At 74.6% G+C, this 23,336-nt stretch carries 27 protein-coding genes; 6 read left to right on the top strand and 21 right to left on the bottom strand.

Annotated elements, in window-relative coordinates:
* Positions 1 to 234 precede the first annotated feature (234 nt).
* On the top strand, positions 235 to 876 hold the full coding sequence (locus J0910_RS28970) for a class I SAM-dependent methyltransferase (RefSeq protein WP_420162117.1): 642 nt from the start codon (positions 235 to 237) through the stop codon (positions 874 to 876).
* 66 nt (positions 877 to 942) lie between these two features.
* Entirely contained in the window at positions 943 to 1,170 is a 228-nt protein-coding gene (locus tag J0910_RS28965) for a type II toxin-antitoxin system VapB family antitoxin (protein ID WP_420161680.1), read from the top strand.
* Positions 1,171 to 1,194: 24 nt separating this feature from the next.
* On the opposite strand, the gene J0910_RS28960 is transcribed toward J0910_RS28965, so the two are convergent.
* The 5 genes from J0910_RS28960 to J0910_RS28940 form a co-directional block, all read right to left on the bottom strand.
* Positions 1,195 to 1,647: a GNAT family N-acetyltransferase gene (locus tag J0910_RS28960; RefSeq protein ID WP_420161679.1), complete on the bottom strand. Its 453-nt coding sequence runs from the start codon at positions 1,645 to 1,647 to the stop codon at positions 1,195 to 1,197.
* A gap of 30 nt (positions 1,648 to 1,677) precedes the next feature.
* The gene (locus tag J0910_RS28955) at positions 1,678 to 2,625 is read right to left on the bottom strand and encodes a PfkB family carbohydrate kinase (RefSeq protein ID WP_420161678.1); all 948 of its coding nucleotides are present in this window, start codon (positions 2,623 to 2,625) and stop codon (positions 1,678 to 1,680) included.
* A gap of 14 nt (positions 2,626 to 2,639) precedes the next feature.
* The gene (locus J0910_RS28950; protein WP_420161677.1) at positions 2,640 to 4,142 is read right to left on the bottom strand and encodes a purine-cytosine permease family protein; all 1,503 of its coding nucleotides are present in this window, start codon (positions 4,140 to 4,142) and stop codon (positions 2,640 to 2,642) included.
* Between the two features lie 147 nt (positions 4,143 to 4,289).
* Complete coding sequence (locus J0910_RS28945; protein ID WP_420161676.1) at positions 4,290 to 5,336, bottom strand: ADP-ribosylglycohydrolase family protein; 1,047 nt, start codon at positions 5,334 to 5,336, stop codon at positions 4,290 to 4,292.
* Complete coding sequence (locus J0910_RS28940) at positions 5,333 to 6,052, bottom strand: GntR family transcriptional regulator (RefSeq protein ID WP_420161675.1); 720 nt, start codon at positions 6,050 to 6,052, stop codon at positions 5,333 to 5,335. Before J0910_RS28940 ends, J0910_RS28945 begins: the two co-directional genes overlap by 4 nt.
* 216 nt (positions 6,053 to 6,268) lie before the next feature.
* Between J0910_RS28940 and J0910_RS28935 the strand changes: the two genes are divergently transcribed.
* Positions 6,269 to 6,769: an NUDIX hydrolase gene (locus tag J0910_RS28935; protein WP_420161674.1), complete on the top strand. Its 501-nt coding sequence runs from the start codon at positions 6,269 to 6,271 to the stop codon at positions 6,767 to 6,769.
* Here J0910_RS28935 and J0910_RS28930 read toward each other — a convergent pair.
* The 3 genes from J0910_RS28930 to J0910_RS28920 form a co-directional block, all read right to left on the bottom strand.
* Positions 6,766 to 7,122: a VOC family protein gene (locus tag J0910_RS28930; RefSeq protein WP_420161673.1), complete on the bottom strand. Its 357-nt coding sequence runs from the start codon at positions 7,120 to 7,122 to the stop codon at positions 6,766 to 6,768. The genes J0910_RS28935 and J0910_RS28930 overlap by 4 nt on opposite strands.
* Positions 7,123 to 7,249: 127 nt before the next feature.
* A complete protein-coding gene (locus tag J0910_RS28925) occupies positions 7,250 to 7,432 on the bottom strand; it encodes a DUF397 domain-containing protein (RefSeq protein WP_420161672.1) in 183 nt (60 codons plus the stop codon).
* The gene (locus J0910_RS28920) at positions 7,425 to 8,234 is read right to left on the bottom strand and encodes a helix-turn-helix domain-containing protein (RefSeq protein WP_420161671.1); all 810 of its coding nucleotides are present in this window, start codon (positions 8,232 to 8,234) and stop codon (positions 7,425 to 7,427) included. Before J0910_RS28920 ends, J0910_RS28925 begins: the two co-directional genes overlap by 8 nt.
* A 231-nt stretch (positions 8,235 to 8,465) precedes the next feature.
* Between J0910_RS28920 and J0910_RS28915 the strand changes: the two genes are divergently transcribed.
* A complete protein-coding gene (locus J0910_RS28915) occupies positions 8,466 to 8,903 on the top strand; it encodes a hypothetical protein (protein WP_420161670.1) in 438 nt (145 codons plus the stop codon).
* A gap of 150 nt (positions 8,904 to 9,053) precedes the next feature.
* Here J0910_RS28915 and J0910_RS28910 read toward each other — a convergent pair whose 3' ends face one another.
* Positions 9,054 to 10,625 (bottom strand): SLC13 family permease, encoded by a 1,572-nt coding sequence (locus J0910_RS28910; RefSeq protein WP_420161669.1) that lies wholly within the window; start codon positions 10,623 to 10,625, stop codon positions 9,054 to 9,056.
* 265 nt (positions 10,626 to 10,890) lie between these two features.
* Between J0910_RS28910 and J0910_RS28905 the strand changes: the two genes are divergently transcribed.
* Positions 10,891 to 11,841: a TAXI family TRAP transporter solute-binding subunit gene (locus J0910_RS28905; protein WP_420161668.1), complete on the top strand. Its 951-nt coding sequence runs from the start codon at positions 10,891 to 10,893 to the stop codon at positions 11,839 to 11,841.
* Between the two features lie 105 nt (positions 11,842 to 11,946).
* Here J0910_RS28905 and J0910_RS28900 read toward each other — a convergent pair whose 3' ends face one another.
* From J0910_RS28900 to J0910_RS28870, 7 genes are all read right to left on the bottom strand, one after another.
* A complete protein-coding gene (locus J0910_RS28900) occupies positions 11,947 to 13,383 on the bottom strand; it encodes a sensor histidine kinase (RefSeq protein WP_420161667.1) in 1,437 nt (478 codons plus the stop codon).
* A gap of 13 nt (positions 13,384 to 13,396) precedes the next feature.
* Positions 13,397 to 14,074, bottom strand: coding sequence for a response regulator transcription factor (locus J0910_RS28895; RefSeq protein WP_420161666.1), 678 nt, complete (start codon positions 14,072 to 14,074; stop codon positions 13,397 to 13,399).
* A gap of 108 nt (positions 14,075 to 14,182) precedes the next feature.
* A complete protein-coding gene (locus J0910_RS28890) occupies positions 14,183 to 15,205 on the bottom strand; it encodes a glycine betaine ABC transporter substrate-binding protein (protein ID WP_420161665.1) in 1,023 nt (340 codons plus the stop codon).
* A 12-nt stretch (positions 15,206 to 15,217) separates the two neighbouring features.
* Positions 15,218 to 16,021 carry an ABC transporter permease gene (locus tag J0910_RS28885; protein ID WP_420161664.1) on the bottom strand — a complete coding sequence of 268 codons (804 nt, stop codon included), beginning with the start codon at positions 16,019 to 16,021 and terminating at the stop codon, positions 15,218 to 15,220.
* Positions 16,022 to 16,024: 3 nt separating this feature from the next.
* Positions 16,025 to 17,260, bottom strand: a complete 1,236-nt coding sequence (locus J0910_RS28880) for an ABC transporter ATP-binding protein (RefSeq protein ID WP_420161663.1) — start codon at positions 17,258 to 17,260, stop codon at positions 16,025 to 16,027.
* Positions 17,253 to 17,903, bottom strand: a complete 651-nt coding sequence (locus tag J0910_RS28875) for an ABC transporter permease (protein ID WP_420161662.1) — start codon at positions 17,901 to 17,903, stop codon at positions 17,253 to 17,255. Before J0910_RS28875 ends, J0910_RS28880 begins: the two co-directional genes overlap by 8 nt.
* Positions 17,904 to 18,159: 256 nt before the next feature.
* Positions 18,160 to 18,405: a DUF6504 family protein gene (locus J0910_RS28870; RefSeq protein WP_420161661.1), complete on the bottom strand. Its 246-nt coding sequence runs from the start codon at positions 18,403 to 18,405 to the stop codon at positions 18,160 to 18,162.
* Positions 18,406 to 18,613: 208 nt separating this feature from the next.
* On the opposite strand from J0910_RS28870, the gene J0910_RS28865 reads away from it, so the two are divergent.
* Positions 18,614 to 19,219 carry a TetR/AcrR family transcriptional regulator gene (locus J0910_RS28865; RefSeq protein ID WP_420161660.1) on the top strand — a complete coding sequence of 202 codons (606 nt, stop codon included), beginning with the start codon at positions 18,614 to 18,616 and terminating at the stop codon, positions 19,217 to 19,219.
* A gap of 96 nt (positions 19,220 to 19,315) precedes the next feature.
* Here the strand turns inward: J0910_RS28865 and J0910_RS28860 are convergent, their stop codons facing one another.
* The 5 genes from J0910_RS28860 to J0910_RS28840 form a co-directional block, all read right to left on the bottom strand.
* Positions 19,316 to 20,143: a M48 family metallopeptidase gene (locus J0910_RS28860; RefSeq protein WP_420161659.1), complete on the bottom strand. Its 828-nt coding sequence runs from the start codon at positions 20,141 to 20,143 to the stop codon at positions 19,316 to 19,318.
* Positions 20,144 to 20,421: 278 nt separating this feature from the next.
* The gene (locus J0910_RS28855) at positions 20,422 to 21,030 is read right to left on the bottom strand and encodes a Uma2 family endonuclease (RefSeq protein WP_420161658.1); all 609 of its coding nucleotides are present in this window, start codon (positions 21,028 to 21,030) and stop codon (positions 20,422 to 20,424) included.
* A gap of 127 nt (positions 21,031 to 21,157) precedes the next feature.
* The gene (locus J0910_RS28850; RefSeq protein ID WP_420161657.1) at positions 21,158 to 21,877 is read right to left on the bottom strand and encodes a DivIVA domain-containing protein; all 720 of its coding nucleotides are present in this window, start codon (positions 21,875 to 21,877) and stop codon (positions 21,158 to 21,160) included.
* 62 nt (positions 21,878 to 21,939) lie between these two features.
* Positions 21,940 to 22,170: a hypothetical protein gene (locus J0910_RS28845; RefSeq protein WP_420161656.1), complete on the bottom strand. Its 231-nt coding sequence runs from the start codon at positions 22,168 to 22,170 to the stop codon at positions 21,940 to 21,942.
* Positions 22,171 to 22,274: 104 nt separating this feature from the next.
* The gene (locus J0910_RS28840) at positions 22,275 to 23,207 is read right to left on the bottom strand and encodes an N-acetylmuramoyl-L-alanine amidase (RefSeq protein ID WP_420161655.1); all 933 of its coding nucleotides are present in this window, start codon (positions 23,205 to 23,207) and stop codon (positions 22,275 to 22,277) included.
* Positions 23,208 to 23,336: the final 129 nt, after the last annotated feature.

The following is a 23,336-nucleotide window of genomic DNA, read 5'->3' as shown; positions in this document are numbered from 1 at the left end:
GCGGGCCGGAGTCCGGTGCTGTCCTGAGGCCGGTGCGCCGCGGCCGCCCCGGGTACCGGTCCCGGCCGCCGATCGCCTACCCTGCCGGTTCAGGGCCGCCGTTCCCGCGCCGCGCGGGGTCCGCCCCGCCCGACGCGCTCCGGGGCGCCCCGGACCCGCCCGCGCGGACCGCCGGCCTCCCGACTCGGCCGACGACGCGAACGAGAGGACGGCACCCCCGTGGCCGCTCCCCGGATGTACGGTCTGCGCTACCGGGACTTCGCCTGGAACCACAACGCGCACTACCACGACACGCTGCTCCGGCACGTCCCGCCGGGGGCGCGGCGGGCGCTGGACGTCGGCTGCGGCGACGGCCGGTTCGCCCGGCGGCTCGCCCTGCGCGGCCTGGAGGTCGACGCGATCGACCCCGACGCCGCCGCCCTCGGCCTGGCCCGGGAGCGCACCCCCGCCCGGCTGGACGTGCGCTACACGGCGGCCCCGCTCTCCGGGATCGATCTGGAGCCGGGCGCCTACGACTTCATCTCCGCCATCGCCTCGCTGCACCACATGCCGCTCGGCGACGCGCTGCGCCGGCTGGACGCGGCGCTCGCCCCGGGCGGGGTGCTCGCCGTCCTCGGCCTGTACCGCGAGGACACCGCCACCGACCGGGCGGCCGGCCTGGCCGCGCTCCCCGGCCAGTGGGCCACGGCCGCCGGCCTCAAACTCGGCCGCCTGCTCACCGGGGTGCCCGACCCCGCCTCCCTGTCGGACATGCGCGTCACCGACCCGCAGTCCACCCTGCACGAGATCGCCGCCGAGACCGGCCGCACCCTCCCGGGCGCCCGGATCCGCCGCCGCCTGTACTGGCGGTACTCGCTGGTCCACGTCCGGCCCTGAGGCGGCCGCGGACACCGCCGGAGAGGCGCCGACCGCCTGCCCGATGTCGAAGAGAGGGAGGTTCGGATGCGGATGGAGCGGAGCGGCATCGACGCCGAGGCGCTGGCCGAGGCCGTGCGGCTGTCCGGCTGCGCGACGGAGAAGGAGGCCGTGGACCTGGCTCTGCGGGAGTACGCGGCACGGCGGCGCAGGGCCGCGCTGGAGTGCCTGGAGCACTATGCCGACCTCGGATCCGGCTGGGACTACGAGGGGTGGCGCGTGCGCCGGGAGGCGGAGAAGAGGCCGGGGGCGTGATCGGCCTGCGCCCCCGCCCGGCCGCTACAGCGGGCGCTCGAAGCGGACCCGGTCCAGGCCGGGGCCGTCGTAGTCGGGGACCGGGTCGGAGGCGGTGAAGCCCATCGCGGTGTGGAAGGCGATGGAGCCGGTGTTGAACGGCGCGGTGACCGCGTGCACGCGGGTCCGGCCGTCCGCCTTCGCCAGGGCGAAGAACCGCCGGTAGAGCTCGCGGGCCAGCCCGGTGCGGCGCTGGTCCGGGGCGACCCCGGTGAAGTGGATGTAGGCGGTCCGCCCGTCGCCGGGGGAGAAGAACCCGATGACGAAGCCGGCCAGGTCCTCCCCGGCGTCGGCGACCAGGCTGCTCGGGTGGAAGTGGTCCAGGAAGAGCCGGGGCAGGATCCCGGTGACCGGCCGCCCCCACCAGGCGTCGGCGACGGCGGTGATGCGGGCGTGGTCCTCGGGGCGGGCGGTGCGGATCACGGTCGGTTCGGCCATCGGGCCATCATGGCGCGGACCGCTCCGGGATCACAGGGCCGGGGCGGCGTGCTCGGCGAGGAAGCGGTCGAGTTCCGCCGCGCCCGGCGCGGTGGCCGGGCCGCGGCGGGTGACGGCGACCGCCGCGGCGGCGTTGGCCCGGCGGGCCGCCCGGACCGGGTCCAGGCCGCCGGCCAGCGCCGCGGTGAAGACCCCGACGTGCGCGTCGCCCGCGCCGTTGGTGTCCACCGCGCGCACCGGGAACCCGGGTACCCGGACCGGGGCGGAGCCCGCCCCGGCCACCAGGCAGCCGTCCGCCGAGTCGCGCAGCACCACGGTCCCGCCCGACCGGATCCGCCCGGCGAGCAGCGCGGCGGCCCGCTCGGCGTCCCAGGCGCCGGTGGTGATCGCTGCCTCGCGGGCGTTCAGGCTGAGCACGTCGGTCCGGCCGAGCACCGCCGCCAGCGCCTCCCCGGGGATCTCGCCGACCACCGGGGCGGGGTCGAAGACCAGGCGCACCTCCGCCGGCAGCCCGCCGATCCAGGTGAGCAGGTCGCCGGTGCGCGGCCCGGACATCAGCGCGTAGCCGACCGCGTAGGCGAAGTCCCCCGCGGCCGGGCGGAGCGCGCGCAGCTCGCCGAGGGTCAGCTCGCCCTCCGCGCCCAGGCTGGTGACGAAGGTGCGCTCCGCCGAGGAGTCCACCAGCGCCACGCAGAAACCGGTGTCGCGGCCGGGCTTCGGCGGGTGCGCCACGGCGACGCCCTCGGCGCGCAGCGCCTCCCGGGCCATGTCGCCGTAGGGCCCGGTGCCGTGCGCGCCGCCGTAGACGACCGGCATCCCGGCCCGCGCGGCGGCGGCCATCACGTTGAACCCGCCGCCGGGCAGGGTCCGCGACGAGGTCGCGAAGACGTCCCCGCCGGGCTCGGGCAGCGCGTCGACGTCCAGCACGACGTCGGCGATCACCGCGCCCACGTGGAACAGGCGTGGCCGTGCGGCCATGGTCGGTGCTCCTCTCACTCGGTGCGGCCGGACCGGTTCCGGGCGGGGGCGCGCCGGACCCCGCCGCACGCCGCGTACACCCCGGCCGCCAGCACGAAGGCGGCGACCCAGCCCAGTCCGTTCTCGCCGACCCAGGTCCCGGCGAGCGGCCCGGCGAACCAGACGTCCTCCCCGGCGGCGGCGACGGTGAACAGGTACCCGCCGGCGATACCGGTCGCCCACGCGCCCAGCGCCGGCCACCGTACCCCGCCGGTGTACCAGTAGCCGCTGGTGGGGGCGGTGTCCATCAGCGCCGCGTCGTCGTAGTCGCGGCGGACGAGCATGTCGGTGAGGAAGACCGCGGTCCACGCGGTGATCGGCACCGCGAGCAGGGTGAGGAAGGTCAGGAACGGCCCGTAGAAGCCGTCCGAGACGAGCATGAAGTAGATCGCGCCGGCGAAGGTGACCAGCACGTCCAGCAGCACCGCGGCGGCGCGCGGCACCCGCAGCCCCAGGGTGAGGGTGGTCAGCCCGGCGGAGTAGACCGACAGGTGGTTGGAGAGCAGCAGCCCGCCGAACGCCGCGACCAGGTAGGGCACCGCCATCCAGGCGGGCAGCATCTCGCGGATGGCGGCCACCGGGTCGGAGGCCGAGGCCAGCGAGGCGTCGCCGGCGGAGACCAGCGAGCCCAGCCCGATCAGCAGCACCAGCGGGACGCCCGCGCCGGCCGCCGCGCTGAGCACCAGCGCCCTGGAGCGCACCGTCACCGGCTGGTACCGGGACATGTCCGCGCCGGAGTTGGCCCAGCCGATGCCGGTGCCCGCGGCGATCACGCCGACGCCGACGACCACCGCGCTCACCGGCCCGGCCGGGGCGGCGGCGACCGCGTCCCAGTCGACGCTGGCCACCAGGAACGCGGCCACCGCGATGTTCAGCGCGCCGAACCCCCAGGTCGCCCACTTCTGCACGGTGACGAGGACCTTGTGGCCGAGCCCGGAGACGAGCAGGGTCAGGCCGACGAAGACGGCGATGGAGACCAGGGTGAGCACCGGGTGCTCCTTGGCGCCGCCCTCGGTGCCCAGCACGATGCCGAAGAGGCTGAGCAGGGCGAACGCCGCCGTGGTGGTGTTGACGGTCTCCCAGCCCAGCCGGGACAGCAGCGAGACCACGGTCGGGCCGGCGTTGCCGCGCACCCCGAACACCGCCCGGGACAGGGTGAGGCTGGGCGCGCCCCCGCGGCGCCCGGCGATCGAGACCAGCCCGACCACGGCGAACGAGCCGACCGCGCCCAGCGCCGCGGCGAGCAGCGCCTGCCACAGGTTGAGCCCGTTGAACACGATCAGCGCGGCGCCCAGCGGCAGCCCGAGGATCGAGATGTTCGCCGCGAACCAGACCCAGAAGAGCTGCATCGGGGAGCCGGAGCGCTCGTGCGGCGGCACCGGTTCGATGCCGCGGGTCTCCAGCGCGCCGGAGTCGGTCCCGGCGGCCCCGGCCGGCGGGGCGCCGGCGGCGGGCGCGGGCGGGGAGGGTGCGGACATGGCTGCCCCCTTGGGGTGCGGAGGTGAACGGGGAGGGGGAGGGCGGGCCGGGCGCCCCGGCGGACGGTGCCGGGGCGCCCGGCCGCGGCGGCCCTCCGGGGGCGGACGGTGCGCCCGGGGAGCCGCCCCGCGCCGGGGCGGCGCGGGTCAGGTGGTCTCGGGGGCGCCGCGGCGCAGCGCCAGCAGGCCGTCGGCGAGCTCTTCGAACGGCAGGTCGTTGGCGGCGCGGACGGCGGCGACGGCCTCGGCGGGCCAGGCCGCGGTGCCGTGGCAGGCGCCGAGGACCGCGCCGAGGACCGCGGCGACGGTGTCGGTGTCGCCGCCCAGCGAGGCGGCCAGGCGCAGCGCGGCCCACGGCCGGTCGCCGCGCGCCGCGGCCAGCGCGAACACCGCGACCACCGACTCCTGCGAGGCCACGCTGGTGCCGACCACCTCGTACAGCTCGGTGCAGAGCCGCTCGTCGTCCAGCCCGGCCACGTGCCGGCGGGCCCAGCCGATCCGGGCGGCGATGTCGCCGCCGGCGACCCAGTGGCCGCGCCGGGCGCCGTCCCGGGCCGCGCCGGCGGCGGCCGCGAGCGCCTCGGCGGTCCCGGCGCCGCCGACGCCGGCGCTCACCGCCGCGGCGACCGCGGCGGCGGCCGAGATGCCCACCGTCGTGTTATGGGTGACCAGGCAGGACTCCACGACCAGGTCGAGCAGGCCCGGCCCGGGCGGCGCGGCGACGCCGACCGGGGCGACCCGCATCGCGGCGCCGTTGGTGGTGCCGGTGCGGCCGGCCTCCTCCACCGGCCCGCCGGCGTTGATCACCTCGATGGCGTGCTTGGTGGACGGGCCGAGCAGGTCGGCGGAGCCGCGCTCGGCCATGCCGCGCTCCCAGTCGCTGAGCGCTCGGGCGAAGGCGAGCGGGGCGATGTGCCCGCCGCCGTCGACCAGCAGCCGGGCGACGAGCAGCGCCTGCTCGGTGTCGTCGGTGACCGAGGCGGCCGGCATGCCGGGGGCGATCGGCTGGTCGGCGGGGCCGGGCTCGAAGCCGGAGAGCAGGCCCCAGCGGCGGGCGATCTCCGCGCGCGGCATGCCCTGGGTCGGCATGCCGAGGGCGTCGCCGATGGCGAGGCCGTACAGCGCGCCGAGCGCGCGGTCGCGGGTGTCCGGCGCGGTCTCCGAGGCGTGGAGGGCGGGGGCGGCGGCGGTCATCGCGCCGCTCCGAAGGTGTGGTGCAGGCGGAAGCGGTCGGGGTCGAGGAGGCTGGTGACGTGCTCGACGAAGGCGCCGTCGGCGGCGAAGGAGAGCCGGGCGGTGTGCAGGAAGACGGTGCCGGGCGGGCGGCCGAGCAGCTCGGCGTCGCCGGCGGGGAGCGGCCGGGCGCCGGCCCAGGACTCGCCGTGGTGCGGGACCAGCCCGGCGCGCTCCAGCTCGGTGCCGAGCGACCCGCCGGCCAGCCCGGTCTCCGGCAGGTCGGCGAGGTCGGGGGTGGCCGGGACCAGGCTGCGCTCCAGGGAGACCGCGGGGCCGCCGATGATCCGCCGGACCCGGTCCACCGCGACGAAGGCGGCGGTGCCCAGGCCGTGCTCGCGGGCGAAGCCGGGGTCGTCCCGCCGCTCCAGCAGCACCACCTCGGTCTCGGTGGGGACGCCGGCCTGGGTGAGCGCGGCCGTCCAGCCCATCGAGAAGTCCAGGTCGGCGCCGTCGAAGGCGACGAAGGAGCCGATCCCGGTGCGGGTCTCGATCCGCCGCTGCCGCTGCAGCTCGGCCAGGGCCCTGCGGACCGTGCCGCGGCTCACCGAGAACTCCTCGGCCAGCCGGTTCTCCCCGGGCAGCCGGGTGCCGGGGCCCAGCTCCCCGGTGGAGATGCGCCGCACCAGGCCGTCGATGACCCGCCTGTGCTGCGAGGTGCCGCCGTATTCGGTCATGGGTACCTGGATACAGCCGGCGGGTGTGCCTGTACAACACATGTTCACAGGGTCTAGACCAATTTTTCCCGGGGTGCGCCCCGGGAGCCCCTGTGCGGCGGCGGATGCCGCGGATGGGAGGCGGTGATATGCCGTGCGTCACACCCGCCTCCCTCCGCGCCGCCCCGCGCCGCTCGGCGGTCCGGCGGGCGGCCCGCGGCGGATAGTGTCGGCGCCATGCCGACCCCTGAGTTCATCCGCGAGCTGCGCGAGCACGTCGGGCACGCCCCGCTGTGGCTGATGGGGGTGACCGGCGTGGTCATCGCCGAGGACGGCTCGGTCCTGCTGCACCAGCGGGCCGACGACGGGTCGTGGGCGCCGCCGGGCGGCATCCTGGAGCCGGGCGAGCAGCCCGCGCAGGCGCTCGCCCGGGAGATCCGGGAGGAGACCGGGATCCGCGCGGTGCCGGAGCGGATCGTCAGCGTGGTCACCGAGCCGCCGTTCACCTACGCCAACGGCGACGTCGTGCAGTTCATGGACGTGGCGTTCCGGTGCCGCCCGGTGGGCGGCGAGATCCGCCTGGACGAGGACGAGTCGCTGGACGCCGGCTGGTTCGCCCCCGGCGGCCTGCCGCGGATGAGCGAGCGGGTGCTCCGCCGCATCCGGCACGCGCAGGCGGCCGCCGGGGAGACCGACGCCTGGTTCGTCCCGCCGCCCGGGACCGCCGACCGGGCCTAGGACTCGGCCCAGACGCCGAGCTCGTTGCCGCTCGGGTCGGTGAAGTGGAACCGGCGGCCGCCCGGGAAGGCGTAGGGCCCGTTGACCACCCGCCCGCCGGCGGCGGTCACCTCCTCCACCGAGCGGTCCAGGTCCTCGGAGAAGAGCAGCACGAACGGCCCGCCGCCGCGCACCTCGCCCCCGAGGGCCAGGCCGCCGGCCTCGCCGCCGTCCGGGTCCCGGATGCCGGCGTAGCCGGGGCCGTAGTCGTTGAACCGCCACCCGAACGCCTTGGTGTAGAAGCGCTTGGCCTCGTCCAGGTCGGTGACGGTGATCTCCACGTAGTTCAGGGCGTGGTGCCGGGGAGCTGCCATGCCCGGCATTCTCCGGCAAGGCGCCGACGAACGGCCCCCCGACATACCGGCGCCCCGAAGCCCGGTGCGGGTGCGGCCGGGCCTCGGGCCGCCAGGACGGGACGGCCGAGGGAGGGGGAGGGGCGGGTCAGGCGCGGTCGGCCCTGACTGCGTCGATGAAGGCGGCCCACTCGGTTGCGGGGAATTCGAGGTGGCCGAGGTGGCGGTGGCGGGTGTCGCGCACGGCGGTGGTCCGGCCTTCGGCGACCTCGACGCAGTCCTGGTGGGTGCCGCCGCTGTAGCTGCTCTTGTGCCAGAGGGATTCAGTCATCAGTCAATCCTTCCAGTGTCTCCTTAAGGCGATCGACCGATTGGCCGGGCGACAGCGCTTCTGCCTGCAGATGCCCGAACCTTAGCTTGAAGTCTGCAACCGCCGGTGAAGCATCGACGAACTGCCCTCGGGCCGCTGACTCCACGTACACCACCTCTGGCCCCTCTGATGGGGCGAAGATCTTGAACGGACCGACCAGTCCGGGGTGCTTGCCGACCGGGACGACCTGCAGTGTCACCCTGCCGCCCTGAGCGAGCTGGAGGACATGCTCCAACTGCTCGACCATTGCCTTGCTCCGATCGATCGGAGTGGTGAGGATCTGCTCGCTGAGGACGGTGACGAGGACCGGTGATGTCGAGTCGAGGAAACGGCGGGCGCGCGCCATGCGGGCGTCCGCGCTGGAGTCGATCTCCTCTTGGCTCACCCACGGGGAGATGGCCCGCATGACCATGCGTGCGTATTGCTCGGTTTGCAGTAGTGAAGGGAAGAGGAGCGGCTGGTATTCCAGAAGGGAGACCGCATCCCTTTCCAGTTCGGAGAGCTTTCCCAGCCAGGCGAGTTGGCCGTTGTTCTTGAGCTCTTTCCACAGGCGCTCGAGTCGGCCTCCCGCCTGAAGCGTGGAGTCCAGTAGGCGAAGGTTCTCAGGGGAGGGGGCCCGGATACCGCGTTCCATGTTGGAGATGGCGGTACCTCGTATGCCGAGTGCGCGCCCCAGGGCGGACTGGGTCATACCGCGCATGGTGCGGCGTTCTTGCAGGGCACGACCCCAGCGCTCGGCGATCTCGGGGCTGACCTTGTTCATGTCGCAGAGTGTCGCATGCTGGATGCCGCCGAATCCGGTTATCCACAGAAATCCACAGAGGGTCCACAGGGTTCGCGATGTTTCGCTCCTGCGTCATCTCTTTTCTTACTTAATCCACTGCCACTGGAACAGTGTTTATGCAGGTGGAAGTCTTCTGGCATAGCAAGGCCCCCGCGACGGTGGCAGCCGTCCGAGGGCGTGGCCATCACCCGAAGTGTCCGAGGTGACGACATGTGCCAGGGTATCCACCATCGCGATGGGGAGCGCTTCCCGACCCTGTGGAACCTGCTGTCCGTACTGATCCTGCTCGTGGTCCCGGTGCTGGGCGTGCTGCCCAACCCCGGGCCCGGCCCGCGCCACGCGCGCGGGGCCCGCCGCCTGCCCGAGCCCCCGCCCCTGCGGGAGGACCCGCCTGCGGTTCCGCCGTCGCGGTGCGTCCCCGGGGTGGCCCCGGACTACAACGCCTTCCTCGCGCTGCACACCGAGCACCGGGCCACCTGGCTGCTGACCTACCGCGAGGAGTCCGACAAGCCCTACCAGGCCGGCAACCGCATCGACCCCGACATCGCCCTGGCCGCCACCACCCTGCAGGCCCTGGCCCGCGCCCTGGCCTCCTTCCCCGCCCCGGCCTACGCCCGCCCCTACATCGACTGCATCCGCACCGACTGAAGACCGCCCCGCCCGCCGGGAACCGGCGGACGGGGCGGGGGAGAAGGCGGCACCCGCGCGCAGGGATCAGGAGGGGGCGCGCGGGTGCCGCTCCGGGAAGGGCCGGGAGGGGGTGGCCCGTTCTGTGGTCGGGGAAGGCCGGTGCCGGGGCTACAGGCTGAAGCCCAGCACCTGCCCGGCGATGGTGTACATCACCACCATGATCAGCACCAGCGCGGTCAGGTTGAGGATCAGGCCGCCGCGCATCATCTGCTGGATCGTCACGTTGCCCGAGCCGAACACGATCGCGTTCGGCGGGGTGCCGACCGGGAGCATGAACGCCATAGTCGCCGCGATGACCGCGGGCAGGATCAGCACCATCACGTCCATGTCCATCCCGACCGCGACGCCGCCCATCACCGGCAGGAACGTCGCGGCGGTGGCGGTGTTGCTGGTCAGCTCGGTGAGGAAGAGGACCAGGGCGGCCACGATCAGGATCAGCAGCCACACCGGGATCCCGGCCAGCCCGCCGACCATCTCGCCGATCCACGAGCTCAGCCCGGTCTCGCTGAACTGCTTGGACAGGCTCAGGCCGCCGCCGAACAGCAGCAGGATGCCCCACGGCAGCTGCACCGCGGTCTCCCAGTCGAGCAGCCGCTTCCGCTCCCCGCCGCCGGCCGGGATGATGAACAGCACCACCGCGACGGTCATCGCGATCCCGGCGTCGCTGACGTTGGCCAGCCAGGGCAGCGCCTCGCCGACCGAGCCGTCCGCCAGCAGCGGGACGCCGACCCAGGCCGCGGCGGCGGAGACGAAGACCAGCAGCACCAGCTTCTCCGCGGTGGAGGCCGGCCCCATCGCGCGCAGCTCGCCGCGGATCAGCTCGCGGCCGCCCTCCAGCTTCTTGATCGCGGGCGGGAAGGCGATCTTGGTCAGCACGAACCAGGCGATCAGCATGAACACCGCGGCGAGCGGCAGGCCGACCATCATCCACTGGCCGAAGCCGATCTCGATGCCCTGCTCCTCGGCGAGGTAGCCGACCATCAGCGCGTTCGGCGGGGTGCCGATCAGGGTGGCGACCGAGCCGATCGAGGAGGAGTAGGCGATGCCGAGCATCAGCGCGGTGGCGAAGTTCGGGTCGGTCTTCCCGTCCCGCAGCTGGGCGACCATGCCGACCACGGCCACGCCGATCGGCAGCATCATCACCGCGGTGGAGGTGTTCGACACCCACATGGTGATGAAGCCGGTGGCGATCATGAACCCGGCGATGAGCATGGTGGGGCTGGTGCCCACGGCCGCGACGATGGTCAGCGCGATGCGCCGGTGCAGGTTCCACCGCTGCATCGCCAGCGCGAGCATGAACCCGCCCATGAACAGGAAGATGATGTCGCTGGCGTAGGGGGCGGCCACGTCGCCGATGTCGGCCCCGATCAGGACCGGGAAGAGCACCAGCGGGACCAGCGCGGTGGCCGGGAGCGGGATCGCCTCGGTCGCCCACCAGACCGCCATCAGCAGGGCGACGGCGGCGGTCATCTTGCCCTCGGTGGACAGCGAGTCGGGCAGCACCAGGACGAGCAGTGCGGCCGCCAGGACGCCGCCGAGCAGGGAGGCGACCTTGATGATCAGCCGCCCCTCCCCGCCGCCGCGCGTCTCGGCGCCGGCCTGCTCGGCGGGGGCCGGCGCGTCCGTCGGGCCCGCGGATCCGGGGCGGGGGGAGCCCGGGTCTCTGCTGCTGGGGGACATGTTCGTCTGCCTTCTTCCGTGTGGGGTGCGGGGCCGGAGCGGAGCGCCGCAGGGGGCCGGTGCTCCGTCACAACCTGCCGTGATGCTCGTCACGGGCGCGCCGGAGGGCAAACATCGGTCGGGAACTTGGGATTCTCCTGACATTCCACTCCGGAGGGTGGTCGGCCGGTTCCCCGGCGCATCCGCTCGTGCGCATGTGACCTGTCTCCCCGGGGAGGGTGATCTGGGCCCGGTCCGGCCCCGGGCGGGCGTCTATCCTGGCCGGATGGGGTCAGCTGAGCGTGCGGGAGGCCTCCCGCGGAGGGCGGTCCTGCTCGGCGCGCTGGCGGGCGCGGCGGGAGTGGCCGCGGGGGCGGAGGGGTGCGCCCGCCGGGGCACGGCCAAGGCCGAGCGGCTGACCATCGCCACCGGCCCGCGCGGCGCGGTGTTCCGGGAGATCGGCGGCGCCCTCGCCGGGTACCTCCGCGACGTGCTGCCCGGCACCGAGATCGAGACGCTGGCGACGCACGCCTCCAGCGACAACCTGCGGCTGCTCGCCCGGGGCGAGGTCGACATCGGCCCCACCAGCCTGGACGCGTTCGACCCCGACACCGCCGGCGTGGCCGCGCTGTGCCGGCTCTACGACAGCTACCTGCACCTCATGGTCCCGGCCGAGTCCGGCATCCGGGAGCTGGCCGACCTGGACGGCGGCCGGGCGTCCCTGGGCGCGGAGGACTCCGGGACCGAGTACACGGTGCGCCGGCTGGCCGAGCTGACCGGTGTGGAGATCGAGCCGCTCCTGCTGAACCAGGCGGGCTCCGCCGAGGAGCTGGAGGCCGGCCGGATCGACGCCATGTTCTCGCTGACCGGGGTGCCCACCCCGGCCATCGTCGGCCTGGCCGAGCGGCTGCCGCTGCGCGCCGTCGAGCTGCACCGGGAGGCCGACCGGATGGCCGACGCCCGCCCGGAGGTCTACTACCCGGGCACCCTGTCGGGCACCGCCTACCGGGGCGTCCGGCCGGTCCGCACGCTGAGCGTGCCCAACGTGCTGCTGGCCCGCGCCGACCTCCCCGACGACATCGCCGAGGCCGTCACCGGGACCGTCTTCGACCGGGCCCCGGCCATGGCCCGCACCCGCCCCGAGGCCGCGCAGATCAACGTACGGACCGGCATCGCCACCGGCGCCGTCCCGATGCACCCCGGCGCCGCCCGCTGGTTCCGGAGCCAGAAGCCCTAGCCGTATTCCCCCGATCCGTCGCCCCCGATGATCTCGGCGTTGCGGGGGTGTCAACGCGCGCCGTCACCCCCGCAACGCCAAGATCATCGGGGGAGGGGCGCGGGGCTACTCGGGCGCGCTCTCCGGGGCGGCGGGCAGCCGGATCGCGACGTCCAGGCCGAAGCCGCCGCCGCCGTCGGGCAGGCCCGGCAGCAGCCGCAGCCCGCCGCCGGCCGACTCCACCAGGTCGGCGCAGATGGCCAGGCCCAGCCCGGTGCCCTCGGTGTTCTGCTGGCCGGCGCCGCGCCAGAACCGCTGCAGGGCCTTCTCCCGCTCCTCCGGGGTGAGCCCGGTGCCGTCGTCGGCGACGTGCAGCACCACCATCGGCGGGCCCTCCCCGACCGGCCGGTCGGCGGACGCGCTCAGCCGGATCGCCGACGCCCCGGACAGCCGGGTGGCGTTGCTCATCAGCTCGTCCAGCACGCTGCCCAGCCCGCCGGGCGGGGCCAGCACCCGCAGCCCCTCCGGCACCGCGTTCTCCACCCCGATGCCGTGCCCCTCGGCCAGCGCCCGCCACCGCGGCAGCCGGGTGGCCAGCAGCTCGTCCAGGTCCACCGGCTCGGCGCGGCTGAAGCTCTCCAACCGGGTCGCCGCCAGCAGCGAGTTGAGCAGCCTGCTCATCGCCCTGGTCTCCTCCACCGCGTCGCCGTGGATCTCCCGGGCCTCCGGGTCGCCCAGGTAGGGCTGGAGGTTCTCCACCGCGAGCCGGAGGCTGGCCAGCGGGTTGCGCAGCTGGTGGGAGGCGTCGGAGACGAACGCGCGCTGCCGGTGCAGGGCGCGCTCCACCACGTCCACCATCGCGTTGAACGACCCGGCGAGCCGGCGCAGCTCCGGCGGCCCGCCCTCGTCGTCGGCGCGCACCGACAGGTCGCCCCCGGCGATGGCGGCGGTCGCCTCGTCCAGCCGGTGCACCGGCCGCAGCACCCAGCGGGACAGCGGCCAGGCCACCGCGCACAGCAGCGCCAGCGGCACCGTGCCCAGCAGCGCCATCAGCCCCCAGTCGGCGAGGATCGCGGAGCGCAGGTCGCCGGTGGGCACCGAGAGCACCACCGCGCCCTCCACCATGCTGTCCCGGCCGACCGGTTCGGCGATCACCAGGTCGGCGCCCTCCCACGGCCACACCGCGGTGGGCGGCTCGGGGCGGAACCCGGCCAGCGCCCGCCGCACCGCCTCGTCCTGCACCGACGGGTGGGCCTCCGGGGGGCCGTCCCCGGGGCCGCCGCCGGAGCCCGACTCCAGCAGCGGCTCCCCGGTGGTCCCGACGATGGCGACGTGCCCGCCGTACAGCTCCCGGTACCGCTGCAGCTCCACGCGGAGCGCCTCGTCCCTCCCGGTGACCAGGGCGGTCGCGCCGAGCGAGGCGAACCGGCCGGCGTCGTTCAGCCGGTCCACGTAGACCTCCTGGGTCTGCTGCTGGGCGACCACCGTGGCCAGCGGCACGGCGAGCGAGGCCATCAGCAGGAACGCCAGCGGGACGAGGATGGCGAGCAGCCTGCGCAGCACGGTCCGGCCCCGCTCAGGCCGACTCGGCGTCGGCGGAGAGCCGGTAGCCGACGCCGCGCACGGTGTGGATCCGCACCGGGCCGCTCAGCTTGCCGCGGAGCGCGGCGACGTGGGTGTCCAGGGTCCGCGAGGACGACTCCCAGGAGGCGCCCCACACCTGGTCCAGGATGGCGTCCCGGGCCACCACCTCCGGCGAGCGCGCCGCGAGCAGCGCCAGCAGGTCGAACTCCTTGCGGGTGAGCTGCACCGGCTCGCCGCCGAGCAGCGCCTCGCGCAGCCCGGGGTCGAGGGAGAGCGGGCCGATCTCCAGCCGCGGCTCCGGCGGCGCCTCGGCGCGGGCGGGGCGGGTGCGGCGCAGCACCGCCTCGATCCGGGCGAGCAGCTCGGCGATGCCGAACGGCTTCACCACGTAGTCGTCGGCGCCCGCGCGCAGGCCGCGCACCCGCTCGCGCTCCTCGGCGCGCGCGGTCACCGCGATGATCGCGGTGTGCGGGCGGTCGCGCAGCCGGCGCAGCACCTCGAACCCGTCCGCGTCGGGCAGGCCCAGGTCGAGCAGGACGACGTCGGCGGGGGCGGCGCTCAGCGCCCGCTGCGCCGTCGCCGCGCGCTCCACCTCGTACCGGGCGTTGCGCAGCGCCGTGACCAGGCCGCGCGCCACCCGGTCGTCGTCCTCGACCACCAGAATGCGCATCGCGCCCCATCGTAGAGTCCCGCGGCCGGCCGGCCCCTCCCGGCGGGGGCGGGCGGCCGGTCCGCGTCATCCGGTCGGTGTCACCCGATCAGTGTCATCCGATCGGTGTCATCCGATGAAGCCGTTCTCCCGCAGGAAGTGGAGCGCGGCCTGGTCGGCGGAGGCGCCCTCCAGGTCGACCATCCCGTTGAGCTCGATGATCGCGTCCTCGGTGAGCGCGTCGCCCAGCTCGGCGGCGAGGTCGCGCAGCTCCGGGTGGTCCTCGACGGTCTCCTCGCGGGCGGTCAGCGCGGCCGGCTGGGTGGTGAAGTAGCCCTCCGGGTCCTCCAGCACCTGCAGGTCGAGCGATTTGAGCCGGGCATCGGTGGTGAAGACCTCGGCGAAGCCGCACGGGTCGCCCTTGGCCACGTTGACGTAGTTCAGCGCCAGGTCCATCTGGTAGACGCCGTCCACCGGGAACGGCGCCCCGTAGTACTCCTGGAAGGCCTCCCACTCGCGGTCCATGAACTCCGCGGCGCCGCAGAACGACGCCTCGTCCGGGTGCTCGCGGACCATCGGGCCCAGGTCGGCGAGGGTGTCCACCTCGCCGGCGGGCCCCTCGGCGTCGGCGGCGCGGGCGATGCCGTACTGGTTGCCGAACCGCGCGGGGCCCATCCACTCCACGCCGTTCTCCTCCAGATCCGCCTCGGCGGTGGCCTCGAACTGCTCCTCGGAGTCGGTGATCCGCTCGTCGCGCTGCAGGTACTGGGTCCACCCGGTGCCGGAGTACTCCCAGTACAGGTCGACCTCCCCGGTCTCCAGCGCGCTGCGCAGGATGTTGGAGCCCATCAGGCCGGTCATGTCCTCGGCCTCCGCACCGGACGCGCGCAGCGCGTACACGGTGATCTTGCCGAGGATCACGCTCTCGGTGAACTCCTTGGAGGAGACCCGGAAGGAGGCGCCGGACAGGTCGATGCCGGAGGCGAGCGAGCCGCCCGCCAGGTCCACGTCGGCGGCCTGCGGCAGCGACTCGGCCGTGTCGGGCCCGCCGCCGCAGCCGGCCAGCATCGCTCCGCACAGCGCCAGCACCGCCGCGCGGACCGGGGTCCGGGCGGCGGCGCGCCGCACGGCGCTCGGTTCGGGGGTTTCCACGGGAGGCTCCTCTCAGATCCCGCGCGGGCGCAGCACGTCCTCGACGATGCCCGCCAGCCAGTCGACGGCCAGGGCCAGCACGGCCACCAGGACGCTCCCGGTCACCAGCACCACGGTGCGGTTGGAGGAGATCCCGTTGGAGATGACGTCGCCCAGGCCTCCGGCGCCGATGAAGGTCGCCAGCGCCACCGTGCCCACGGTCAGCACCAGGGCGGTGCGGATGCCGGCCAGCATCACCGGGACGGCCAGCGGCAGCTCGACCCGCCACAGCACCTGGGCCCGGCCCAGCCCCATGCCGCGGGCGGACTCGATCACCGCCGGGCTCACCTGGTCCAGGCCGACCATGGTGTTGCGCAGCACCGGAAGGATCCCGTAGAGCACGATCGCGGTGATCGCGATGGTGTGGATCCCCCAGGAGACGAAGGCCACCGCGAACAGCACGATCAGGCCGATGGTGGGGACGGCCTGCCCGATGTTGGCCAGGGCCAGCACCGGGCCGGAGAACCGGCGCGCGCCGGGGCGGGTGAGGGCCACGCCCAGCGGCACCGCGACGGCCAGGATCAGCACCACCACGACCAGGCTCAGGCCGAGGTGCTGCCAGGTCCGGCTGAGCAGGTACTCGGCGTTGAGGCTGCGCCGCTCGATCCGGTCCAGGTCGTGCGCGCCGACGTAGAGGTAGAGCGCGGCCAGCACGGCGAGCAGCGCGGCCGGCGCGCCGGCGTAGCGCAGCAGCCGGCGTGCGCCGCCGGGGCGGGGTGCGGGTCCGGCGGCCCCCGTGCCGCCGGTGGGCTCCGCGGGAGCCGGGGCGAGCGCCATCTCTCAGCGCACCTCCTTGCCGGGGGAGTCGGTGCCGGGCGAGTCGGGCCCGCCGGGGGCCCGGCCGGCGGCGCGCTCCGGGCGCGCCCCCGCCGCCGGGGAGGCGGTGTGGATGAGCTCCTGGATCGCGGCCATGCCCAGGGTCCCCCGGTAGCGGCCGTCCTCGTCGGTGACCACCACGACGTCGGCGTTGCTCGCCAGCATCGCGTTGAGCGCGTCGTACAGGGTGTCGTCCGGGCCGAGCGAGGAGAGCAGCGGCAGGCCGTCGCCGGTCAGCCGGTCGTCGTCGGGGGCCAGGTCGCGGCCGAGCCAGCCGACCGGGCGCCGGTCGCCGTCGAGCACCAGCACGAAGTCGCGGTCGGCGGAGCGCAGCGCGGCGACCCGCGCCTCCCGGCCGGCCGAGGAGGGCACCGTCGGCCAGTCGGCGGCGGCGCCCACCCGGGACAGCCGGGTGAGGGTGAGCCGCTTGACGTAGGCGCCGGAGCCGATGAACTCGGCGACGTAGTCGTCGGCGGGGTCGCTGAGCACCGCCTCCGGGGTGTCGTACTGGGCGATCCGGCCGCCGGGGCCGAACACCGCGATCCGGTCGCCCAGCTTCACCGCCTCGTCGATGTCGTGCGTGACGAAGACGATCGTCTTGCGGATGTCCCGCTGGATGCGGAGGAACTCGTTCTGCAGCGCCTCCCGGGTGATCGGGTCGATGGCGCCGAACGGCTCGTCCATCAGCATCACCTCGGGGTCGGCGGCCAGCGCGCGGGCCACCCCGACCCGCTGCTGCTGCCCGCCGGAGAGCTGCCGGGGGTAGCGGTCCCGGTAGGTCTCCGGGGCCAGGCCGACCATGGTGAGCAGCTCGTCCACCCGGGCGGCGACCTTCTCCGCGGGCCAGCCGAGCAGCCTGGGCACGGTGGCGATGTTCTGCGCGACGGTGCGGTGCGGGAAGAGCCCGGTCTGCTGGATCGCGTACCCGATGCCCCGGCGCAGCTCGTCCGGGTTCATCTCGGTGACGTCCCGCCCGTCGATCACGATCCGGCCGGACGTGGGCTCGATGAGCCGGTTGATCAGCTTCATCAGGGTGGTCTTGCCGCACCCGGACGGGCCGACGAAGACCACGATCTCGCCGCGCGGGATCTCCAGGCTGAGGCCGTCGATGGCGGGCTCGGCCTGCCCCGGGTAGGCCTTGGTGAGGTGCTCCAGCCGGATCATGGCGTCGGGCGCGGCGGTGGCGGAGGCGTCAGTCAACTCGGAGTCCTCTGGAGGTCGAAACGCGGTTCAGGGCGGCGAAGGCGAGGTCGGCCAGGACCGCCAGCACGACGATCCCGAGGATGCCTTCGAGGGCGAGGTACACCGCGAACGGCGTGCCCGCGCTGGACAGCCCTTGGAAGATCAGGTTCCCCAGGCCGGGGCCGTTGACCGCGGCGGAGATCGCCGCGATGCCCAGCAGCAGCTGGGTGGCGACCCGCAGCCCGGTGACGATGACCGGCCAGGCCAGCGGGAGCTCGATCTGCCGGAGGATCTGCCGGCGGCTCAGCCCCATGCCGCGGGCCGACTCGATGACGGCGGGGTCGACCCCGCGCAGCCCCACCACGGTGTTGCGGACCACCGGCAGCAGCGCGTACATGGTGAGCGCGGTGACGGCCGGCGCGGTGCCCAGCCCGAGCGGGGCGATGAGCAGGCCGAACAGGGCGTAGGAGGGGATGGTGAGGAACACCCCGGCGATGGCCAGCACCACGCTGCGCGGCAGCTCGGCCCGGTAGGTGAGCACGGCCAGCGGGATCCCGATCAGCGAGGCCAGCACCAGGCCCTGCAGCACCAGCACGATGTGCTCTCCGGTGAGCGCCAGCACCTCGGCGTAGTTGCCCGCGAGGTAGTCGAAGAAGTTCATCGGCACGCCCTCCGGCGCACCGGGCCGCCCCGGCGCGCCGCGGCGAGGGGTGTGCGGCGGCCGCTCGCGCGGGCGCCGGACCCGCGCAGGGGGCGGGAGTGGATCAGGTCAGCGCGCATGATTTCCAGGATCGCACGGTTTCCACCGCTTTCCCGGCAACGCCCCAGCGCAGAGCGATATCGATGTGAGGGCGCGCCCGTGCCGTTACCGCCCCTCCACCGGGGCCGCCGCTCCGCGGCCCCGGCGGAGGCCCGGGTCACTCCCAGAGGCGGCGCATGGTCCAGCGGTCGGTGGCGTCGTCGACCGCGATGTCGGCGATGCTCGGCTCGCCGCGGTCGGACTCGGCGGCGACCCGGACGAGGCGGACGTCGGCCTCGCCGGCGGCGCCGTTCCAGCTGCCGATCACGCGGCGGACCCGGTACATGCGGCCGCGCCAGGAGAACAGCGCCGGGTGGCCGCCGGTGGTCGATCGGACGTCGATCCGTTCGTTGTACAGACTCACCGGGGAAGGATATCGAACACCGGTTCGATTTCCGCCGGTTTCCCGCGCCGAATCCGGTACGGCCCCAGCCTAGGGCCGGGGGCGGGCGGAACCGCTCCGCCGCGGCGGGCGTGTCGCGGCGGGCGCCGCGGTGCGGCAGACCGGGCGGTCTGCCTATCCTTGGTGGGCTGCGCGGCGGGCGCGCGGACCGACGAGGGGAGGACGGCCCATGGGGGACGACGCGGACCGGGGAGAGCGGTCCCAGGCCGTTCCGGACCGGCTGCTGGCCGAGGCGACCCGGATGTTCGCCGAGCGCGGCTTCGAGCGCACCTCGGTCCAGGAGCTGGTGGGCGCCGCCGGGGTGACCAAGGGGGCGATGTACCACTACTTCGACTCCAAGGACGACCTGCTGTACGCGATCTTCCAGCGGCTGCTCGCCATGCAGCGGGAGCGGCTGGACGGCTACGCCAAGGCCCCCGGCCCGGTCGCCGACCGGCTCCGCGCGGCGGCGGCGGACCTGGTCCGCACCAGCATCGAGAACACGGACGAGGCGGTCATCGTCTCCCGCTCGCTGCACATGCTCTCCCCGGAGCGGCAGCGCGCCATCCGCGCCGAGCGCCGCGACTACCAGGAGCGCTTCCTGGCGATGGTGGAGGAGGGGCGGCGCGAGGGCGTGTTCCGCTCCGAGGTCCCGCTGAACATCGTCGCCACCCAGTTCTTCGGCGCCGTCCACCACCTGGGCATGTGGTACCGGCGCGGCGGCGGCCTCGGCGGCGCCGAACTCGGCGACCACTTCGCCGGGCTGCTGATGTCCGGCCTGCTCGCCCGGGGCTGAGCCGCCCGCCTGCCCGCCCCCGGCGATGATCGTGGCGTTGCGGGGGCATCGACGCGCGTCGATGCCCCCGCAACGCCACGATCATCGGGAGGCGGGTCAGAGGAAGAGCCGGCCCGGGCGGCTGCGGTCCCGGATCGCGGCGATGCGCTTGATGTTCACCGGGCGGCTGGACAGCAGGTTGTACAGGAAGACGAAGCCGCCCCGGTCCCGGCGGCCGCGCTCGGCCATCTCGCCCATGCCGACCTGCCGGTAGAGTGCCCTTCCCGCGGCCAGCATCCGGATCGCGTGCGCCCCCTCCGGGCAGTGCGCGTGCGCGTGGTTGTCCGCGGTGTACTCCATCGCCCGGGACAGCGCCGGGCCCAGCACCGGGACCAGCCGCCCGATCGAGGTGCCGGCGCGCAGCCAGAACGAGGTGTGCCCGGCGGCGATGTGCCCCAGCTGGTGGGCGAGGACGAAGCGGAGCGCCTCCGGGTCGCGCAGCCGGGCGTCCGGCTCGAACAGCTCGCCGGGGACGACGATGAACCGGCGCGCCCCGTGCCCGCCCGCCGCCGCGGACCGCGGCCGCCGCGCTTCGGCCCGCACGTAGGCGTCCGGGGTGGTGTTCAGGCCCATCTCGGTGGCGAGCCGGGAGATCTCGGCGTGCACCTGGGGGAACTGGGTGGGCGAGACGCGGACCGCCTGGGCCCGCTGCTCGGCGTGGCGCATCCCGCGCACCGCCCAGCAGGCGCCCGGGAGGGCGAGCAGCACGGCCGCGGTCCAGGCCTGCGCGCCGCCCGTCCACAGCATGTGGACGGCGAGGGCGAGCGCGGCCAGCGTCGCCGCCGCCGCCGCGGCGAGCAGCGGCCGCTCCCACGGGTGCCGCTCGGCCTGGGTCCACTCGGCGGCGGCCCCGCCGTCCGGCGTCCACGGGTGCTGGGGCGGCACGGACCCGGTCGGCGCGGACCCGGGCGCCCCTCCCGCCCCCGCGCGGCCCTGTGGTCTCATCGCAAAAGTCATCAGTAGTGCCTCCCCAGGGGGCCCAGCACGCGCTCCGACACGCGACGATCACGTCAAGTAATCACATATTACTTTCCGTATCAATCGTGTCCGGGCAGGTCGGGGCGTGTCTCCGCGAGGGGTCGGGGCGCCGGGGCCGGGGGAGGCAGCGTGCGCGGCGGCACCCCGCCGGGCCGGGGGCGGCGGCGGGGCGGAAGCCGGCGGCGTCAGTCGGAGGGGACCGTGAACTCCGAGGTGTCGAGCTTGACGTCGAACGGCTCCGGGAGGTCGACCGGCTCGCCCCATTCGACGGCGTGGCTGTCGGAGTAGTCCGTTCCGCGCGGGTTGGAGAAGAGGGTGATCCGGGGGCCGCGCGGGTCGTAGCCGTCGATCAGCAGGTAGAGCGGGATGCCGGCGGTGGCGTACTCGACCCGCTTGGCCTCCCGGTCGTCGCGGGCGTTGTCCTTCGAAGCGATCTCGGCGACGAGGAGCACCTCGTCGGGGTCGATCCCCTCGCCCCGCCGCTCGGGCATGGCGGCGCGGTTGAACAGGACGATGTCGGGTGAGCGGAGCCGGGCCTGGTCGGCGATGACCACGCCGCTCCCTTGGTGGAAAGCGATCTCCTTGGGCAGGACCGGGTAGAGCTGCCGGGCGATCCAGTCCGGGACGTCGTTGTGCTTCGCTGCGGGTGGGGGAACCAAGACGATGCCTTCCTTGCGGATCTCAGCCCGCCATCCGTCGGGCATGTCGACTTCTCGCCAGGCGTGCAGCAGGGTCTCCCAGCGGTCGTCGACGGCCGTCTCCCCGGGCTTCTCCTCGATCACGGCGATCCCCATACCGCGCCACCTCCTGGAACCGGAGGGTAGCGGCGCGTGATAGTCGGCATCGTGCTTTTCCACAATACGGTCGGTGGTCGGCGGGCGACAGTCCGACGGGCCCGGGCCGGGGCGTTCCGGCCCCGGGCTACTCGCCGCCCTCGTAGAGCCGGAACTCGGCGGCCAGCTCGTCGAGGAACGCGTCCACCTGCCCCGGATCGTAGCCGGGGCGGGCCCTGGTGGTGGAGAAGCGGACCCGCTCCACTTCGGAGGCGGTGATCAGCACCCCTTCCGGGCGCCTCTTGATCAGCGCGTCCAGGGTGGCCTCCGCCGCGTCCAGGAAGTCGTCCACCTCGTCCTCGTTGTAGCCGGTGGTCAGCCGGGTGGTGGCGAAGCGCTTGCCGCGGATGTGCTCCGGGGACATCGAACCGCGCGGTTCGGCGCGGGCGTGCGCGCCCGCGCGCGACGGCGGGGGCGGCGGCGAGGCGGGCCGCTCCACCGGGGGCGGGGCGGCCGGCACCCGGGGCTGCGGGCCGGTCCAGGTGACCGGGCCGCTGGACGGGGTCTTCGGCGGGGGCACGTCGCCCTTGCGGACCAGTCCGCGGGAGCGCAGCTCGGCGGCGATCTCGTCGAGGAAGTCGTCGACCTCCTCCTCGTTGTAGCCGGAGGAGAGCCGGGTGCCGCGGAAGCGGGACTCCTCGATCTCCTGCGCGGTGATGAGGGGGCCGTCGGGGTCGCCGCTGTTCAGCGCGGAGAGGGTCTCCTCGACCCGGTCGAGCAGGGCGTCGACGTCGTCCTCGTGGTAGCCGGGGCGGAAGCGGACCGTGCTGAAGCGCTTCTTTCTGATGTCGGCAGGGGTGAGCGGCATTCCTCCATTGTGCCGACCCCGGTCTCCGCGGACACGCGGCGACACCTGCGCGGGTCGGGGGCTCAGGCCGGACCCCCCTGCTCGGCGGCGTCCTGGAGGGCCTGCCGGATCGCCGCTTCGACCTGGTCCCGGTCGTAGCCGCGGAGCACGACGTCGAACTCGGGCCGGGGGTCGGCCTCGGCGGTGGGCGAGAGGAGGGCGTCGAACCACTCGTCCACCTGGCCGCGGTGGTAGCCGCGGAGCACGACGTCGAACTCGGGACGGGAGGAGGGGCTGAAGAGGGGATCGAGCATGGGGCAAGTATGTCGTGAAGATCACTCATGATCGCCACCGGGGGGTGGCCGGAACAGGACAGACGTCCCGGCCGCGGATCATCCGCCGATCGGGGCGCCCCGGGTCAGGGCCTCTCGCCCTCGGCCCCGGTGAGGAAGTCGACGACCGCCCCGGTGATCGCGTCGGCCGCCCGCTCGCGCCACTCCCCGTCCTCCAGCAGCTCCGCGTCGCCGGGGTTGCGCATGTTCCCGGCCTCCAGGAACACCTTGGGGACGGTGGACAGGTTGAGCCCGCCCAGGTCGGTCCGCTCGTCCAGTCCCTCCTCGGCGATGTAGTCGGCCGGATCCATCCCGGTGCCCTCGGCGTAGGCGTCGCGGAGCAGCCCGGCCAGCCGGGCGGAGGGCACCACGATGTCCTCGTTCCCCTCGACCTCGCCGGGGGCGATGACGTGGAAGCCGCTGCCGGACTCCGGACCGCCGTCGGCGTGCACCGAGATCGCCGCGTCGGCCCCTGCCTCGTTGCCGATCTCGGCCCGCTCGTTCACGCACGGGCCGACCCCGTCGCCGTCGGAGCGGGTCATCACGACCTCCGCGCCCTCGGCCTCCAGCCGGTCGCGGAGGAGGAGCGACAGGTCCAGGGTGAACGCGTGCTCGGGGTAGCCGCTCGCGCTCTCCGCGCCGACGGTGTCGCAGGCCTTCTCCTCCCCGGGGCCGGAGGGGACCTGCTCGTTGATCTCCTCCGGGGCCTCGGCGTTGCCGCCGTTGTGGCCGGGGTCGATGAGCACGGTGGTGCCGGCGAGGGGGCCGCCGTCCCGCTCCCCCTCCTCCTTCCCGGGCTCGCCGGAGCCGTCCGCGCCGCCCTTCCCGCCGTCCTTTCCGGAGCCGTCCCCGCCGTCCCCGTCACCGGGGCCGGGGAGCGGGAGCAGTGCGGTGGGGGCCGCGGAGGGGTCGCCCCCCGGGCCCGAGCCCGAGCAGCCGGTGAGCGCGAGCACGGCGGCGCAGGCCAGCGAGGCGGGGAGGAGAAGGGCGGGGCGTGCGGAGGAGGATCCGTTCGGCATGGTCGGTCGGCGCCGTCCTGGGAGGGGATCGGGGAGCGAAGGCCCCATCAACCTAGCCGTTCCGGGGAACACTACGGGCCGGGTTCGCGTCATATCGTGAGAGAAGGGGTGGTGGGAGCCTCCCGCCCC

Source organism: Nocardiopsis oceanisediminis (assembly GCF_048595525.1).
GTDB lineage: Bacteria > Actinomycetota > Actinomycetes > Streptosporangiales > Streptosporangiaceae > Nocardiopsis_A > Nocardiopsis_A oceanisediminis.
Note: the sequence above shows the minus strand (reverse complement) of the source record. Positions and strands in the feature narration are given on the sequence as shown.